This window comes from Acidovorax bellezanensis (assembly GCF_025421555.1).
Classification (GTDB): Bacteria; Pseudomonadota; Gammaproteobacteria; order Burkholderiales; family Burkholderiaceae_C; genus Comamonas; species Comamonas bellezanensis.
In genome coordinates, this window is sequence record NZ_JAODYH010000004.1 from 21,435 (window position 1) to 34,623 (window position 13,189).

Below are 13,189 nucleotides of genomic sequence, written 5' to 3' on the forward strand. Positions count from 1 at the left end.
AACCGAGATCAAGAACATGCTGAACAGACGAGTACTGATGAAAGCGGCAGGCAGCCTGCCACTTGCGTGGTCCGCCACCGCGTCGCTGGCACAAGACAACGCCTACCCCAGCAAACCGGTCACGCTCGTGGTGCCGTTCGGTCCCGGCAACGCGGCCGACATCATCGGGCGCTTGATTGCCATGCATCTGGGCAACTTTCTCGGCCAGCAGGTGATCGTCGAGAACCGCCCGGGCGCGGGAGGCGTGGGCGCCGTCAAGATGGTGGCTGCGGCCAAGCCGGACGGCCATACCCTGCTGTACATCGGCGCCGGCGTGGCGATCAGCCAGGGGCTGTTCAAGCCCCAGCCTTACGACATGCTCGCCAGCTTTGCGCCGATTTCCATCGCCAGCAGCAATGACGTTCTGCTGCTGGTGCGCAAGGACTCCAAGCTCACCCAGCTGGAAGACTTCATCCGCCTGGCCCAGGAGAAAAAACGCAATTGCATGGTCGGCGTCAGTCTGCTGGGCACCACCCAGCACCTGTGTGCCGAACTGTTCAAGCAGCGCGCCCAGGTCGATTTCACCATCGTACCCTTCAAGACGGCCGCGGCCGTCGCCACCGCCTTGGCCGCCGGCGACATCGACCTCGGCTTCGAGTTCGTTCCGCCCACGCTGCCTCTGGTCAAGAGCGGCCAGCTGCGGGCCTTGGCCATCGCCAATGGCAAGCGCTCCGCGGTGCTGCCCGATGTTCCTACCGTCTCCGAGCAAGGCGTGGCTGGCTTCAGCGTTTCGTCCTGGGGAATGATCCTCGCGCCCGCGAACACGCCCGATGCCGTGGTCCAGCGCCTGAACCGAGGCGTACAGCGCGCCCTGGAGCAGCCCGACGTGGCCAAGCGACTCGCCGACATCGGCGTGCGTGCACCCGGCGGCACGACGGCCCAGGCCTACGAGCTGCTGTCCAGCGAAATCGTCCGCTGGCGCAACGTCATTACCGAATCGAAGATCTCTCTCAAATAAAGCGCCAGCCCACGGCGCCCAACCCACAAGAGCACCACCATGACCCACAGCGATAGCCCCTCCCTGTCCCAGGATCCACGCGCCTCCATGGCCGCCCGCATGGCCCAGCTGACCCAGACTTCGGCCGACACGCCCATGGGCCAGCTGCTGCGCAAGTTCTGGCACCCCATCGCCCTGTCCAGAAGCGTCGCCCCGGGCCAGGCCCGCGAAGTCCGCCTGCTGGGCGAAGACCTGGCGCTGTACCGCGGCGAAGGCGGCACGGCCCATCTGCTGGCCAACCGCTGCGCCCACCGGCTGACCAAGCTGCACACGGGCTGGGTCCAAGGCGACGAATTGCGCTGCATGTACCACGGCTGGAAGTACGACGCCCGCGGCCAATGCGTGGAGCGGCCGGCCGAGCGGCCGGGCAGCCACGCCAGCATCCGCGTCACCTCCTACCCCGTGCACGAGTACTGCGGCCTGGTCTTTGCCTACCTGGGTGAAGGCACGCCGCCGGTGTTCGACCTGCCGCGCAAGCCCAAGTTCGAGGAAGACGGGGTGATGCTGTTCCAGCGCCAGGAAATCTGGCCTTGCAACTGGCTGCAGCATGCCGAAAACTCCCTGGACGCCGTGCACGTGAGCTTCGCCCACCAGATGGGCAAGGTCGGTGTCTTCGGCGACGCCATCACCAGCGGCGTGCCCACGCTGAGCTATGAAGAAACGTCGGCCGGCATCCAGCAGACCGCCGTGCGCGAAATCGACGGCAAGTCACAGGTCCGCGTCAGCGACTGGACTTTCCCCTATGGCAACCACGTCGCCATTCCCGCCGTCCATGCCGGCGGCCCCTGGATGGAAAGCGCGAACTGGATGGTGCCCATCGACGACACCCACACCTTGCGCATCTCGCTGCGCGCGGCGCCGTCCACCACGCCCGAAGCCGATGCCCAGCTGCAGCAGTATTTCGACGGCTGCGATGACTATTGCGCCGCCGACCACCACGACGAACTGTTCGCCGGCCAGTACCCGGACGATCCGCTGGTGCGCCTGACCAGTGCCCAGGACTACGTGGCCCTCATCGGCCAGGGCGCGATCGCCGACCGCGTGCACGAGCGACTGGGCGCGTCCGACATGGGGATTGCCATGCTGCGCCGGATTCTGGCGCGCGAGCTCGAAGCCCTGCGCAGCGGAGCGCCGACCAAGCCATGGCACCGCATCGGACAGGCCTCGACGCTGTTCCAGTACACGGCCGCCGACGCTGCGGTCTGAAGCCTGCTCCCCGCCGGGAAACCGCGGGGACTGTGATAGATTCAGCGCCGATCACGGCAGCCGCGCCGCCGCTGCCGTGATTTTCGACCCGCCGCCGCCTTGGCGGCGCGGCAAGGATGTGGCTTGGAATGAATGACACTCTCGTACGGCTCGCGATCACCCAATCCGAGCTTTTCTCCCCATGGCCCGACGACGCCATCGCGCGACTCATCGCCCACGCGACCGTGCTGATGGTGGAGCCCGACACCTGCGTGCACCGCGCTGGCGATGCCGCCGAATATGTCTCCTTGCTGGTCGCCGGCTCGATGAACCTGTCGCGGGAAATGCCTGGAGGGCGCCATTTCACCGGCGGACTGCACCTGGCGGGTGAATTCCACGGCCTGGGGCCGGTCCTGGCCCAGGCCCCGCATATGTTCACCGCGGTCTGCAAGGAAAAGAGTGTGCTGGTCCGGATTCCCGGCGCGCTGTTGCGCGAAATGATCGCCGGCAATGGGCGCCTGTCCTTTTCCCTGTTTGCCGCACTCGAGCGGCGTCACCTGCGGGCCCAGCTGCGCCATGCCAGCGCTGCCGTCGACTCTACCCAGGCGCGCATCGCCGGCCTGCTGCAGTCGATTGATGCGCGCAGCGTGCACGGCCGCGCCGACGCCGAAGTCAATCTGTCACAGGATGAAATCGCGATGATGCTGGGTACGCGCCGACAGGTGGTGAACCGCGTGCTGCGGGAGATGGCGGAAAAAGGCGCCGTCCAGGTGCGCTACGGCCGCATCTCGATCACCGACAGCGACAAGCTCAAGCAGATGGCCCTGGGCGCGGAGTAGGCAGCCCCCCACACTCACCCACAGGGCAGGTGGTTCGCTGCCCCCCCGAGGGGGCCGTCCGCCAGCTTGGGGCGGCCCGGCGCCGGCGGTACACGGCCGTCAAGCCCCCGCGCTGCGTGGACCCTGCGCCAGGCGTGGCGTGATCCGCACGCCCACGCCGCCAAAGCGTGACTGGCTGCGCACCGCGGCCAGGTTCGCATCCATTTCACCCACATGCTCGGGCAGCCAGTGCAGCAGCTCCAGCGCCAGGCTGGAAATCAGCCGCTGTGCCATCGCCTGGCTGGTCTGGGGCTCGCCCAGAATCAAATGCACTTCGTCCAGCGAAGCCAGCACGGCCGCGTGTTCGTCGAGATGGCAGTCGGCGTTGTTGCCGCCCAGCCCGCGCAGATTCGCGTCCTCGCTGGCGAAATGCGCGCGCATCTCGGCGCGCAGCTGCTCGACGGCCGGCCGGATGGCGTCGCTGGGCACATCCAGCAGCGCCCGGCACAGCAGAAACAGTTGCGCGTGGTCGTGGTCCAGCAGGGCATCTCCCAGCATCGGCGGTTCGGAAAAATCGATCATGGAGGGGGACTTTCGTGGGTCAGGGCGCATTCACCTGCCAAGTCTGCACAACGGCCGCACCGCCGGCAAGGCACAAAGCGCCGCGATTGTGCGCTTTGTTGCGATGCGCGGCGCTGGACGGCCGCGCCGCCGGAGGACCGGTGGCGCAGCGCCCCCCGGCCACCGGCCGGCGCCCCTCAGGCGGGCACTTCGCCCTTGAGGGTCACCCGGTTCAGCAGACGCTCTTGCGTGCCGTAGTCATGCACCGCGTAATGCATGGTGCAGCGGTTGTCCCACATGACGACATCTCCGGCACGCCACATGTGGCGGTAGATGTTGTCCGGCTGCGTGCTGTGTTGGTAGAGGAAATTCAGCAAGGGCCGGCTTTCGGCCTCGCGCATGCCTTCGATGCCGACGACGTTGTCGGCGTGGCCGATATAAAGCGCCTTGCGGCCGGTCTCCGGATGCGTGCGCACCAGCGGATGCACGGCCGAGGGCAGGTCGGAATCGGTGACGCCCTGGGAGCGGGCCAGCTTCACGGCGCGGAAATGCACTCGCAGACCTTCCAGCATGCCTTGCATGACAGGCGACAGGCCCTCATAGGCCAGGTATTGGTTGCTCCACATGGTGTCGCCCCCCGCCGGAACCACCTGCGCGCTGAGCATGGTGATCTTGGGCGGCACGGGCGTGTGCGGCGCGTCGTAGTGCCAGGCCTCGGTGGAGACGAGCTCCTTCGAGGTCGTGCGGACCTGGATCACTTCGGGATACGTCTCAAGTTGCAGCTTGGAGAGCAAGGCCGACACCATGGGCTCGCCCCAGCGACGGGCGAAAGCCAGTTGAGGCGCGGGGGCGAGGTGCTGGTCGCGCAGCACCAGCACGCAGTGGCGCTGGAAGGCCTCGCGCAACTGCTCGAACTGCTCAGAGCTCAAGGGCTCGGCGAGCGAAATGCCTTCGACTGCGGCTCCGACCGAACCGGTGAGCGGGGTGATCTTCAGAGTCATGCCATCTCCTTCGTTGCTTGCTGCGATGTTGGTGTGCCGGCGTCCATGGCGCTGTCGTGCACGGCCAGGATGATCTTGCCGAAATGCTGGTCGCTGGCCATGTGGGCATGGGCCTGCGCGATATCGTCGAGCGCAAAAATGCGGTCGATCGGCTGTTTCAGGCGCCCGTCGCCCAACAGCGGCAGCACGTCGCGCGCGCAGGCTTCGATCAAGGCGAGCCGCTCTTCCTCGGTACGGGTGCGGAACGTGGTGCCAATCACCTTCAGGCGGTTGAGCCACAGGTGCTTGAGGTCGACCTGGGCCGTATCGACACCGCTCATGCGCGCGAGGATGACCAGCCGGCCGCACACCGCCAGGCTTTTGAGATGGGCGTCGAACACCGAGCCACCCACCGAGTCGATGATCACATCCACGCCGCGCCCGTCGGTGGCATCCATGACGGCCTGCACGCTGTCCGGCTGCGAAGCGTCGATGAGGTGCGTCGCGCCATATTCGCGCAGCCGCGCCAGCTTTGCCGCCGAGCGCGAGCTGCCTATGACCCGGCTGGCGCCGAGCTGGGCGGCCAGCTGTATCGCGGCCAGGCCGATGCCCCCCGTGGCGGCATTCACCAGGACGGACTGGCCGGCGCGGAACTCGCCATTGGTGACCAGCGCATCGTGGGCGGTGATGAACACATTGGGAAAGGCCGCCGCCTCGGCCCAGGACAGGCTGGCCGGCATGGGCATCAGCGCACGCGCCTCGGCCAGCACATATTCGGCCTGGCCGCCCCAGCCGTGACCGGCGACGCGGTCGCCTTCGCGCACATTGCGCACGCCCGGCCCGACTTGGCTGACGATGCCGGCGAATTCGATGCCGGCCTGGATCGCGGCCCCGCTTCTGGCTTCACGCACGCGCACCAGCTCGCCCCGGTTCAGGCCCGAAGCCATCACCTGCACGACCACCTGGCCCAGGCCTGGCGCCGGGCGCGGAATCTGCTGGATTTCCAGGCGGCCGCCTTGCGGGCCCGCAACAATCATGGCTGCTTTCATATCTGACTCACTTCCTTCAAAGGTTGGCTGGGCTTTATTGCTTCAGGGCGAACGTGCGATTCAGGGCGCCAAAGTGCTCGTGGTCCGACTGCAGGCGCTGCGCGAACTGCTGCGACGAATCCGGCAGGACCGGCTCGAACCCCATGCGGGCGATCTGGTCATGGAATGGCGCCAGGCCAGCGATGCGCTGCACGGTGGCGTAGAGCTTGTCGACGATGGCGGCCGGCACCTTGGGAGACACCGCAATGCCCTGCCAGCTGCTGAAATCACTGAACTCCGGGTAGCCCTGCTCGGCAAAGGTCGGCACCTGCGCCATGCCGGCGTAGCGGGTGCTGCCGGCGATGGCCAGCGCCTTGAGCTTGCCGCCCTGCAGCAAGGGCCCCGAAGTGACGACGCTGTCCAGGTACATCGTGATCTGCCGGGACATCACGCCGTTGAGCGCCGGGGGCGTACCCGAAAACGGCACATGCTGCATGTTCACGCCGAGCTTGCGGTTGAGGATCTCGCCGCCGAACTGCGCAATCGTTCCGGGACTGGGCGACGCGAAGCTGCTCTTGTCGGGCTCCGCCTTGAGCAGGCGCGCCATGCCGGCCAGGTCGTTCGCCGGATAGTCAGCGGCTACCACCAGCACGTAGCGGTACTTGGCGAGCGCCACCACCGGCCGCACGTCCTTCATCGGGTCGTAGGGCACTTTCATGACATGCGGTATCTCGGTCAGCACGTTGGAGCTGGTGTAGAGAATGGTGTGCCCGTCGGCCGGCGCGTTCAGCATGGCCTGCACGCCTATGCTCCCGCCCGCGCCCGCCTTGTTCTCGACGATGACGGGAAAGCCGACTTCCTTGGACAGGAAGTGGGCAAAGACCCGTGCCGGCACGTCCATGTTGCCGCCGGGGGGCGCGGGGACGATGATCTTGATGACCCGTTCGGGCCAGGCCTGGGCCAGCGATGTGCCGGCCAGGAGCAATGCGGCGAGCGTGAAACGACAAGCCATGTGGATCGAAGTCTTCATTGATGTCTCCTTGGGTTTTGCGCGCGGCCTTGCGCTGCGCGGGCAATGGAATGCAATGGATCCGGTTCCTGGATGCGCCGGAGGCCATCCAGACAGGGGGCAGGTCAGTTGGGCTTGTAATGCACGGCCTTGAGCATCTCGCCCGTGGCCTGGTAGTCAGCGACCAGGCTGGCGGAAAGCTCCTCGGGTGAACGCGGATGCTTGACGTTGACGACCAAGCCCAGGCCGGTCAGGCGCTCCATGACTTCAGGCTGCGCCAAGGCCTTGAGCGCCTCCGCGCGGATCCGCTGCTGCATTTCGCTCTTCACTCCCGGCAGCGTCCACAGCCCCATCCATGAGACCCGGCCCATGCTCTCGTAGCCGAGTTCCGCAAAAGTAGGCACGTCCGGCAGCGCTTCGAGCCGCTGCGCCGAGCCCGTGGCAAACGCCCGCAATTTGCCGCTCTTGATCAGGGGAATGGAGGTGACCGGGGCATCCATCATGAATTGCACGTTGCCGCCCATGACATCCACCAGGCCCGGGGTGGAGCCGTTGTAGTGCACGATGTTCATATCCAGCCCCGCCAGCTGATTGAACCGCAGTCCGAGCACATGGGACATCGTTCCCGGCGAATACGAGGCGATGTTGACCTCGCCTTTGTGCGCCTTCACGTAAGTCACCATCTCCGCCAGATTCCTGGGGGGCAACTTGGCATTGCCCACCAGGACCACGCCAAAGCCGCCGAGATCGGCCAGCGGCTTGATGTCCTTGAAGGGGTCGTACTTGGGCTTGAAGGTATAGGGCAGTTCCGACACCAGGGCACTGATCGCCAGAAGATAGGTATGGCCATCGGCCGGAGCCTTCAGAAAGGCGTCCATGGCCACGGCCCCACCCGCCCCCGGCTTGTTTTCCACAATCACGGGCTGCTTCAGGCTCCGGGAGAGGGCATCTCCCACGGTGCGCGCCAGGATATCCGCGGTGGCCCCGGCGGTGCCGACGGCAATGATGCGTATGGGCCGATCCGACAGCGGCTGGGCTACCGTCAGCAGCGGGGCTGCGGCGCACCAGCCGGTCATCGCCGCCATGACAAAACGGCGCGCCAGGACCTGGGAAGTGATCGACGTACGAGCAAGCATGATGTGTCTCCTGAATATTCTTGAGGGCGTTGCGCGGGATGCCGCAGGCTCGGGTTATGCCGGACGCATTAAACCCGGGACGAGTGGATCCCTGCGAGTCGGCTCACGCCGCAGCGACCTCGGCGGCCTGGTGCGCGGCCGCCTGCCGTTGCATCTCTTCCCGCAACATGGGGGCCGCAAGACTCATCGTGTGCAAACCCAGCGATGCCGTCAGTTGCAGCACCGCCAGGATTTCCTGCGGTTTGACGCCGATCTCCAAGGCGCGGCGCATATGCCGGCGCGTTCCCGGGGCATACATATGCGTCACGGAAGCATCGATCGCTATGCATACCAGTTCGAAGATCTTCGGATCGAGCACGGCGGGATCCATGCAGGGCTGGACCATCTGCATGAACCGCTCCGTCCACTCCGGCTGCAACTCCGCCATCGCCTCCCAATCCGCGTTCCAGTCACCCGCTTCGCGCATGGCATGGCAATGGGGCATGGACTTGCTATCGATATTCATGACAATTCCTTCCGAATGATTTTCGACACCACCGCTGGATGGCGTCGGCCTTGGAATGCGGACGCTGCCACCATCACGCGGCCTGCCCCACGGGCATGGGCGCGGCAAACGACAGTGCGCGCACCAGTTCCAGCGCCGCAGGCCAGGGGCCGAAGCCCGAGGCTGGATTCAGGTGGCCGCTTTCGCCCAGATCGAACAGGCGCGCGCCCCAGTCCCGCGCCAGTGCGCTGACCCCCTCGTAGGAGCCCAGGGGGTCGTTCCTGCTCGCCGCCACGACGCAGCGAAACGGCAGCGGTGCGCGGGGAATCGGCGCCCAGCCGTGGCGCTCGAATTCGGCCAGCTCTGGAAACCCGGGGCCCAGCGGCCCGGCGAATAGCGGCGGCGTCGCCAGCAGGGCGCCGTGGATGACGGCGCGCGTGCGCTGGGCCCAATGCGCCGTGGCGATGGCGCCGCCACTGTGCGCGACCACCACCACCGGCCCCTGAATGGCCTGGACCGCGGCTTCGATCTGCGCCAGACGGGCAGCCAGATCGATGTTGCGCCGGCCCAGCGCCGGCAGCGACACCGCGCCCGGACATTGGCCGGCGAGGATCGCCTGCCAGTGGCCCGGCGCTTCCTCGCGCAGGCCGGGCACCAGCAGCAGCGTGGCGCTGGCGCTCATGCCGCCACCTTGCGTTCGGCCAGCGCCGGGTGGACCGGGCGGCGGGCGCTGGGATAGCGCAGCTCGGACAGCGTCTGCTCCACCGTCTGGTATTGCGTGCCGATCTTGAAGATCTTGCGCGCCTCCTTGGCCGACGCGACGCCACGTCCCAGTTCACGCGAGATGCGCACCAGTTGCTCGATCTGCTGCACGCTGCTCATGTGGTCCCCGCTGGGTCCCCAGAGCGTGTCCTCGATGCCGCAGCGCACATGCAGGCCCATGGCGATGGCCATGGCGTTGATCGGCAGGCAGGCACGCATCTGGGCTTCCAGCGTGAGCGTGGAGCCGTCGGGCACCAGGCGGATGAACTCCATCATGCTGTAGGGATCGGGGTTGTCGAAACCGCCGCTGAGCGCGACCCAGTTCACATTCATCGGCCCCTTGTAGACCCCCTCACGGATCAGGCGTTCTAGAGTGACCAGGCCCGACTTCTGCGTGATCTGGAAGTGCGGCTGGATGCCGTTGGCCGACAATTGCGCCAGATGCTCGCGCAGCCAGGCGGGGCCGGCCGGCACGATCATCTCTTCGTAGGCGTCGTAGACCGCCTTGCGGGCGAACGAAGTGCCTGCGCGGTCCTCGGGGGTCATCAGCTCCACCATGTTCATCTGGCCGGTGTTGATGGCCACGGTGACCTGCTCGGGCGTGGGCTTGAGGCGCGCCAGCATGTGGCGCGTCTCGTCGCTCAGCCATTCGGCGTTCGCGCCTTCCTCGACGGGAGCGAAGGAGATCGAGCCGCCGACCTGGATGATCATGTCGGGCACCGCCTGCTTCAGGCGCGAGAGCACCTCGTTGAAGCGGTCCAGGTTCTTGCAGCCCGAACCATCGTCTTCGCGGACATGGAAATGCAGCACCGTGGCGCCGGCGTTGTAGCAATCCACGGCCTTTTGCACCTGCTCCGCGATCGTGACCGGGATGTCGGAGCGGAAATCGCCCGGTTCCCATTGCGGGCCATAGGGGGCAGCGGTAATGACCAGTTTTTCCTGGTTTTCGGGAAGCAGGGCGCCGTCGAGGAAGTGCATGGTATTCCTTGGAAGCTGCGGCGTCTGCGATGGCAGGCTGTGACCGCGCTTGCCGCTATGATGCGTAGCCTCGTCCCCGCCGAATTGATCCGTCGTCTCGACGAATTGATGATTTGTCTCAAGCGGGGGGCAGGAAATCCCCATGACCCTGACTTCCCACCTCATCCGCAGCGCCAGCCTGACCGGCTTCACGGACCTGGCGCAATCGGCCGGACTCGACCCCTTCGAGATGATGCGCAAGGCGGATCTGCCGCGCCGTTGTCTCGACGACAACGAGACCTTGATCAGCATGGAGGCCGTGTGCCACCTGCTGACCGATTGCGCGCAGGCCGCGGAAATGGAGGCCTTCGGGCTGCGCCTGGCCAGCCGTCGCCATATCTGGGAACTCGGCCCCGTCAGTCTCGTGATCAAGCAGGAGCGCACGGCGCTGGCCGCGCTCAAGACGCTGCTGAGCTACAACCGGGTGCTCAATGACGCACTGCAGGCGCAAACCGAGGAAGAAGGCGATGCCGTGGCCATCCACGAGGAATTGATGCTGGGCAAGTCCGTGCCCACGCGCCAGGCGATAGAGCTGACGGTCGGGGTCATGTTCCAGGTGCTGCGCGACCTCCTGGGCCCCGGATGGCAGCCGCGCCTGGTCTGCTTCACCCACAGGCCACCGCGCGACCTGCGGTTTCACCAGTCCTTCCTCGGCAAGAACATCGAGTTCAACAGCGCGTTCAACGGCATCGTCTGCTCCGCCAGCGACATGGCCCGTAAGCTGACCCCGACGCAACCCGGGCTGGCCAGTTTTGCGCGCCGCTTTCTCGACACCGCGCTCCACCAGCGCAAGCCCGCGCGGCGGGAAACCGTGCGCCACCTGATCATGGCCTTGCTGGGCAACGGTCGTTGCACGGTCGACAAGGTGGCGCAGCACCTGGGTGTCAGCCGGCAGACCCTGCACCGGCAGCTGACGCTGGAGGGCGAACAGTTCACGTCGGTGCTGGATTCGGTGCGCCGCGAAGTGGCGGTGAAGCTGTGCAACGACAGCGACCACTCGCTGGAGGATGCTGCCTCGATGCTCGGTTTCTCCTCTGCCAGCGCCTTTGCGCACTGGTTCCAGGCCAGCTACGGCACCAGCTTCATCCGATCCCGGCGGGCCCACCGCATATGAGACGGGAAAACAATTCCCTGCAACGATTGATCAATTTCCACGCATGACCCGATCGCATGATGTCACGCATCCAAACACCGAAGGAGGCAAGCACATGGCACGCATGAAGATGGTCGACACCGACACCGTGGACCCGGAACTCAAGGACGTCTTCGAGGCAATGAAGCAGCGCGGCACGGTGCTGAACGTCTACCGCATGATGGCCTGGTCCCCCCGGCTGGCCAAAGTGTGGGCGCCTTTCGCGCGCGGCCTGCGCAACGATCTGTCGGTCCCGCGCCGGCTGCGCGAGTTGCTGATCGTGCAGATCGCCTGCCGGCACGAATCCCGGTACGAATACGGACACCACGCGCACATGGCGCTGGCCGAAGGCGTCACGCAGGCCCAGCTGGCCGCATTGCCCCATTGGCACGATAGCCCGCAGCTGTTCGACGCTGGCGAATCCCTGGTGCTGCAGCTCGCGGACGACCTGACGCATGCCCGCGGCGCGACGGCGGCGACCATGCAGGCCTTGATAGCGCACTTTGGCGAGAAGCAGGTGATGGAGCTGCTCGCAACCGGCGCGTTCTACTGCTGCGTGGCGCGCATCGTCAACTCGCTGGACTGCGATCTCGAACCCGAAGCCGGCCAGCCCCACGCCTTCCCGCCGGCGGCGTGATCGGGCAAATGCAACATCGACAACAGTTGCACGCCGCAGACGTTTGAACCGCCTGCGCCACTGCCCAAGAATGGGGGCATGAAGACACTCCAAGCCCGACTGCACGCGATTGAGCAACTCGCTACCGGAATTCAGCGCTTTGAATTCCGCCCCACCGATGAGACGGCATGGCCGGCGGTCTGCGCCGGCGCCCATGTGGACCTGCACCTGGCGCCCCGGCTGTCACGCAGCTACTCGCTGGTCAATGCACCCGGCGAAAGCCACCGCTACGTGGTGGCGGTGCAGCGCAATGCCACGGGTCAAGGCGGCTCGCGCTACCTGCACGACACGCTGCGCGTAGGCGACGAACTGCAGATCTCCGCACCGCGCAATGCTTTCCCGCTGGAGGAATCCGCGGCGCAGTCCATCCTGATCGCCGGCGGCATAGGCATCACGCCGCTGTGGAGCATGGCCCAGCGGCTGGCGCAACTGGGCCGGCCCTGGACGCTGCACTATGCGACGCGCACGCCTGCCAGCGCCGCATTTGCCGAGCAGTTCGTGGCGCTGGCCGCCAACAGCCTGGGCAAGGTGATACTGTATTTCGATGGCGGCGTCAGCGACCAGGGGCTGGATTTGCAGGCCATCGCCCAGGACAGCCCGGCCAATGCCCATCTGTACTGCTGCGGCCCGGCGCGCATGCTCCAGGCCTTCGAGGCGGCCACGGCACAGTTGCCCCCCGAGCGGGTACACCGGGAATATTTCGCCGCGCCGCCGGCACCGGCCCAGGACGCAGCAAGCGCCAACCAGGCCTTCAGCGTGCGCCTGTCCAAAAGCGGCCGGCTGATTCCGGTACACAACGACACCAGCATTCTCGAAGCCCTGCTCGACGCCGGCGTGGACGTGCCCTACTCCTGCATGAGCGGCATTTGCGGCATGTGCACCACTGGCGTGCTGGGCGGCGTTCCCGACCACCGCGACCATGTCCTGTCCGACGCCGAGAAAGCCTGCGGCCAGCAGATCATCCTCTGCTGCTCACGCGCGAAATCCCCGGAGCTGCTGCTCGAGCTGTAAGCAGCGGGCGGGCGCCGGGCCGCTAAAGCAGGAACGTCAGGCAGCCACCAGCAACGGCGCCGCGCCATCAAAAACCACGATGCGCTGGATGAAGGCGCCCATGTAAGTCTTCATCTCCACATGGGCCGGGCTGACCTGGTAGTCGTCGTGGGCCTGGGCGCTCTCGAACGCGGAAACGACGGCGTGCATGAAGCCCAGGGAGCGCGCGGCCTCGTTGCTGCCGAAATGGTAGATGCTCAGGCCCTTGCATTCCTGGCGGATGCGCTCGGCATAGGCCTCCACGCGGGCGAAAAACTCGGCGTCCGCGGCGGGACTGAACTCCATCATGACGAGATGCAGGTACATATCTGTGCT

The 13,189-nt window shown here is 66.2% G+C and carries 15 protein-coding genes; 6 read left to right on the plus strand and 9 right to left on the minus strand.

Annotated elements, in window-relative coordinates; genetic code table 11:
- Window positions 1-16: 16 nt before the first annotated feature.
- From N0K08_RS08250 to N0K08_RS08260, 3 genes are all read left to right on the plus strand, one after another.
- Window positions 17-997, plus strand: coding sequence for a Bug family tripartite tricarboxylate transporter substrate binding protein (locus tag N0K08_RS08250; RefSeq protein ID WP_261499710.1), 981 nt, complete (start codon window positions 17-19; stop codon window positions 995-997).
- 39 nt (window positions 998-1,036) lie between these two features.
- Window positions 1,037-2,242: a Rieske 2Fe-2S domain-containing protein gene (locus tag N0K08_RS08255; RefSeq protein ID WP_261499711.1), complete on the plus strand. Its 1,206-nt coding sequence runs from the start codon at window positions 1,037-1,039 to the stop codon at window positions 2,240-2,242.
- 128 nt (window positions 2,243-2,370) lie between these two features.
- Window positions 2,371-3,060 carry a Crp/Fnr family transcriptional regulator gene (locus N0K08_RS08260; protein ID WP_261499713.1) on the plus strand — a complete coding sequence of 230 codons (690 nt, stop codon included), beginning with the start codon at window positions 2,371-2,373 and terminating at the stop codon, window positions 3,058-3,060.
- 99 nt (window positions 3,061-3,159) lie between these two features.
- On the opposite strand, the gene N0K08_RS08265 is transcribed toward N0K08_RS08260, so the two are convergent.
- The 8 genes from N0K08_RS08265 to N0K08_RS08300 form a co-directional block, all read right to left on the minus strand.
- Window positions 3,160-3,621: a bacteriohemerythrin gene (locus tag N0K08_RS08265; protein ID WP_261499715.1), complete on the minus strand. Its 462-nt coding sequence runs from the start codon at window positions 3,619-3,621 to the stop codon at window positions 3,160-3,162.
- Window positions 3,622-3,797: 176 nt separating this feature from the next.
- Complete coding sequence (locus N0K08_RS08270; protein ID WP_261499716.1) at window positions 3,798-4,601, minus strand: TauD/TfdA dioxygenase family protein; 804 nt, start codon at window positions 4,599-4,601, stop codon at window positions 3,798-3,800.
- Entirely contained in the window at window positions 4,598-5,629 is a 1,032-nt protein-coding gene (locus N0K08_RS08275) for a zinc-binding dehydrogenase (RefSeq protein WP_261499718.1), read from the minus strand. Before N0K08_RS08275 ends, N0K08_RS08270 begins: the two co-directional genes overlap by 4 nt.
- Before the next feature lie 34 nt (window positions 5,630-5,663).
- Window positions 5,664-6,638 carry a Bug family tripartite tricarboxylate transporter substrate binding protein gene (locus N0K08_RS08280; RefSeq protein ID WP_261499720.1) on the minus strand — a complete coding sequence of 325 codons (975 nt, stop codon included), beginning with the start codon at window positions 6,636-6,638 and terminating at the stop codon, window positions 5,664-5,666.
- Window positions 6,639-6,742: 104 nt separating this feature from the next.
- Complete coding sequence (locus tag N0K08_RS08285) at window positions 6,743-7,753, minus strand: Bug family tripartite tricarboxylate transporter substrate binding protein (RefSeq protein ID WP_261499722.1); 1,011 nt, start codon at window positions 7,751-7,753, stop codon at window positions 6,743-6,745.
- A 103-nt stretch (window positions 7,754-7,856) separates the two neighbouring features.
- Window positions 7,857-8,258 (minus strand): carboxymuconolactone decarboxylase family protein, encoded by a 402-nt coding sequence (locus tag N0K08_RS08290; protein ID WP_261499724.1) that lies wholly within the window; start codon window positions 8,256-8,258, stop codon window positions 7,857-7,859.
- Window positions 8,259-8,331: 73 nt separating this feature from the next.
- The gene (locus N0K08_RS08295) at window positions 8,332-8,919 is read right to left on the minus strand and encodes an RBBP9/YdeN family alpha/beta hydrolase (protein ID WP_261499726.1); all 588 of its coding nucleotides are present in this window, start codon (window positions 8,917-8,919) and stop codon (window positions 8,332-8,334) included.
- Window positions 8,916-9,977: a BKACE family enzyme gene (locus tag N0K08_RS08300; RefSeq protein WP_261499727.1), complete on the minus strand. Its 1,062-nt coding sequence runs from the start codon at window positions 9,975-9,977 to the stop codon at window positions 8,916-8,918. The genes N0K08_RS08295 and N0K08_RS08300 overlap by 4 nt, the downstream gene beginning before the upstream one ends.
- A gap of 142 nt (window positions 9,978-10,119) precedes the next feature.
- On the opposite strand from N0K08_RS08300, the gene N0K08_RS08305 reads away from it, so the two are divergent.
- The 3 genes from N0K08_RS08305 (at window position 10,120) to N0K08_RS08315 (ending at window position 12,835) form a co-directional block, all read left to right on the plus strand.
- A complete protein-coding gene (locus N0K08_RS08305; protein WP_261499728.1) occupies window positions 10,120-11,130 on the plus strand; it encodes an AraC family transcriptional regulator in 1,011 nt (336 codons plus the stop codon).
- A gap of 94 nt (window positions 11,131-11,224) precedes the next feature.
- Complete coding sequence (locus N0K08_RS08310; protein ID WP_261499729.1) at window positions 11,225-11,785, plus strand: carboxymuconolactone decarboxylase family protein; 561 nt, start codon at window positions 11,225-11,227, stop codon at window positions 11,783-11,785.
- 78 nt (window positions 11,786-11,863) lie between these two features.
- Entirely contained in the window at window positions 11,864-12,835 is a 972-nt protein-coding gene (locus N0K08_RS08315) for a PDR/VanB family oxidoreductase (RefSeq protein WP_261499730.1), read from the plus strand.
- A gap of 36 nt (window positions 12,836-12,871) precedes the next feature.
- On the opposite strand, the gene N0K08_RS08320 is transcribed toward N0K08_RS08315, so the two are convergent.
- A complete protein-coding gene (locus tag N0K08_RS08320) occupies window positions 12,872-13,180 on the minus strand; it encodes a Dabb family protein (protein ID WP_261499731.1) in 309 nt (102 codons plus the stop codon).
- Window positions 13,181-13,189 lie beyond the last annotated feature (9 nt).

What these genes read in the sequence shown, in the direction of transcription:
- N0K08_RS08285 (WP_261499722.1), bottom strand. Translation starts at nt 7,753, where the DNA reads ATGCTTGCTCGTACGTCGATCACTTCCCAGGTCCTGGCGCGCCGTTTT.
- N0K08_RS08320 (WP_261499731.1), bottom strand. Translation starts at nt 13,180, where the DNA reads ATGTACCTGCATCTCGTCATGATGGAGTTCAGTCCCGCCGCGGACGCC.
- N0K08_RS08280 (WP_261499720.1), bottom strand. Translation starts at nt 6,638, where the DNA reads ATGAAGACTTCGATCCACATGGCTTGTCGTTTCACGCTCGCCGCATTG.
- N0K08_RS08295 (WP_261499726.1), bottom strand. Translation starts at nt 8,919, where the DNA reads ATGAGCGCCAGCGCCACGCTGCTGCTGGTGCCCGGCCTGCGCGAGGAA.
- N0K08_RS08260 (WP_261499713.1), top strand. Translation starts at nt 2,371, where the DNA reads ATGAATGACACTCTCGTACGGCTCGCGATCACCCAATCCGAGCTTTTC.
- N0K08_RS08310 (WP_261499729.1), top strand. Translation starts at nt 11,225, where the DNA reads ATGGCACGCATGAAGATGGTCGACACCGACACCGTGGACCCGGAACTC.
- N0K08_RS08275 (WP_261499718.1), bottom strand. Translation starts at nt 5,629, where the DNA reads ATGAAAGCAGCCATGATTGTTGCGGGCCCGCAAGGCGGCCGCCTGGAA.
- N0K08_RS08290 (WP_261499724.1), bottom strand. Translation starts at nt 8,258, where the DNA reads ATGAATATCGATAGCAAGTCCATGCCCCATTGCCATGCCATGCGCGAA.
- N0K08_RS08265 (WP_261499715.1), bottom strand. Translation starts at nt 3,621, where the DNA reads ATGATCGATTTTTCCGAACCGCCGATGCTGGGAGATGCCCTGCTGGAC.
- N0K08_RS08315 (WP_261499730.1), top strand. Translation starts at nt 11,864, where the DNA reads ATGAAGACACTCCAAGCCCGACTGCACGCGATTGAGCAACTCGCTACC.
- N0K08_RS08300 (WP_261499727.1), bottom strand. Translation starts at nt 9,977, where the DNA reads ATGCACTTCCTCGACGGCGCCCTGCTTCCCGAAAACCAGGAAAAACTG.
- N0K08_RS08255 (WP_261499711.1), top strand. Translation starts at nt 1,037, where the DNA reads ATGACCCACAGCGATAGCCCCTCCCTGTCCCAGGATCCACGCGCCTCC.
- N0K08_RS08305 (WP_261499728.1), top strand. Translation starts at nt 10,120, where the DNA reads ATGACCCTGACTTCCCACCTCATCCGCAGCGCCAGCCTGACCGGCTTC.
- N0K08_RS08270 (WP_261499716.1), bottom strand. Translation starts at nt 4,601, where the DNA reads ATGACTCTGAAGATCACCCCGCTCACCGGTTCGGTCGGAGCCGCAGTC.
- N0K08_RS08250 (WP_261499710.1), top strand. Translation starts at nt 17, where the DNA reads ATGCTGAACAGACGAGTACTGATGAAAGCGGCAGGCAGCCTGCCACTT.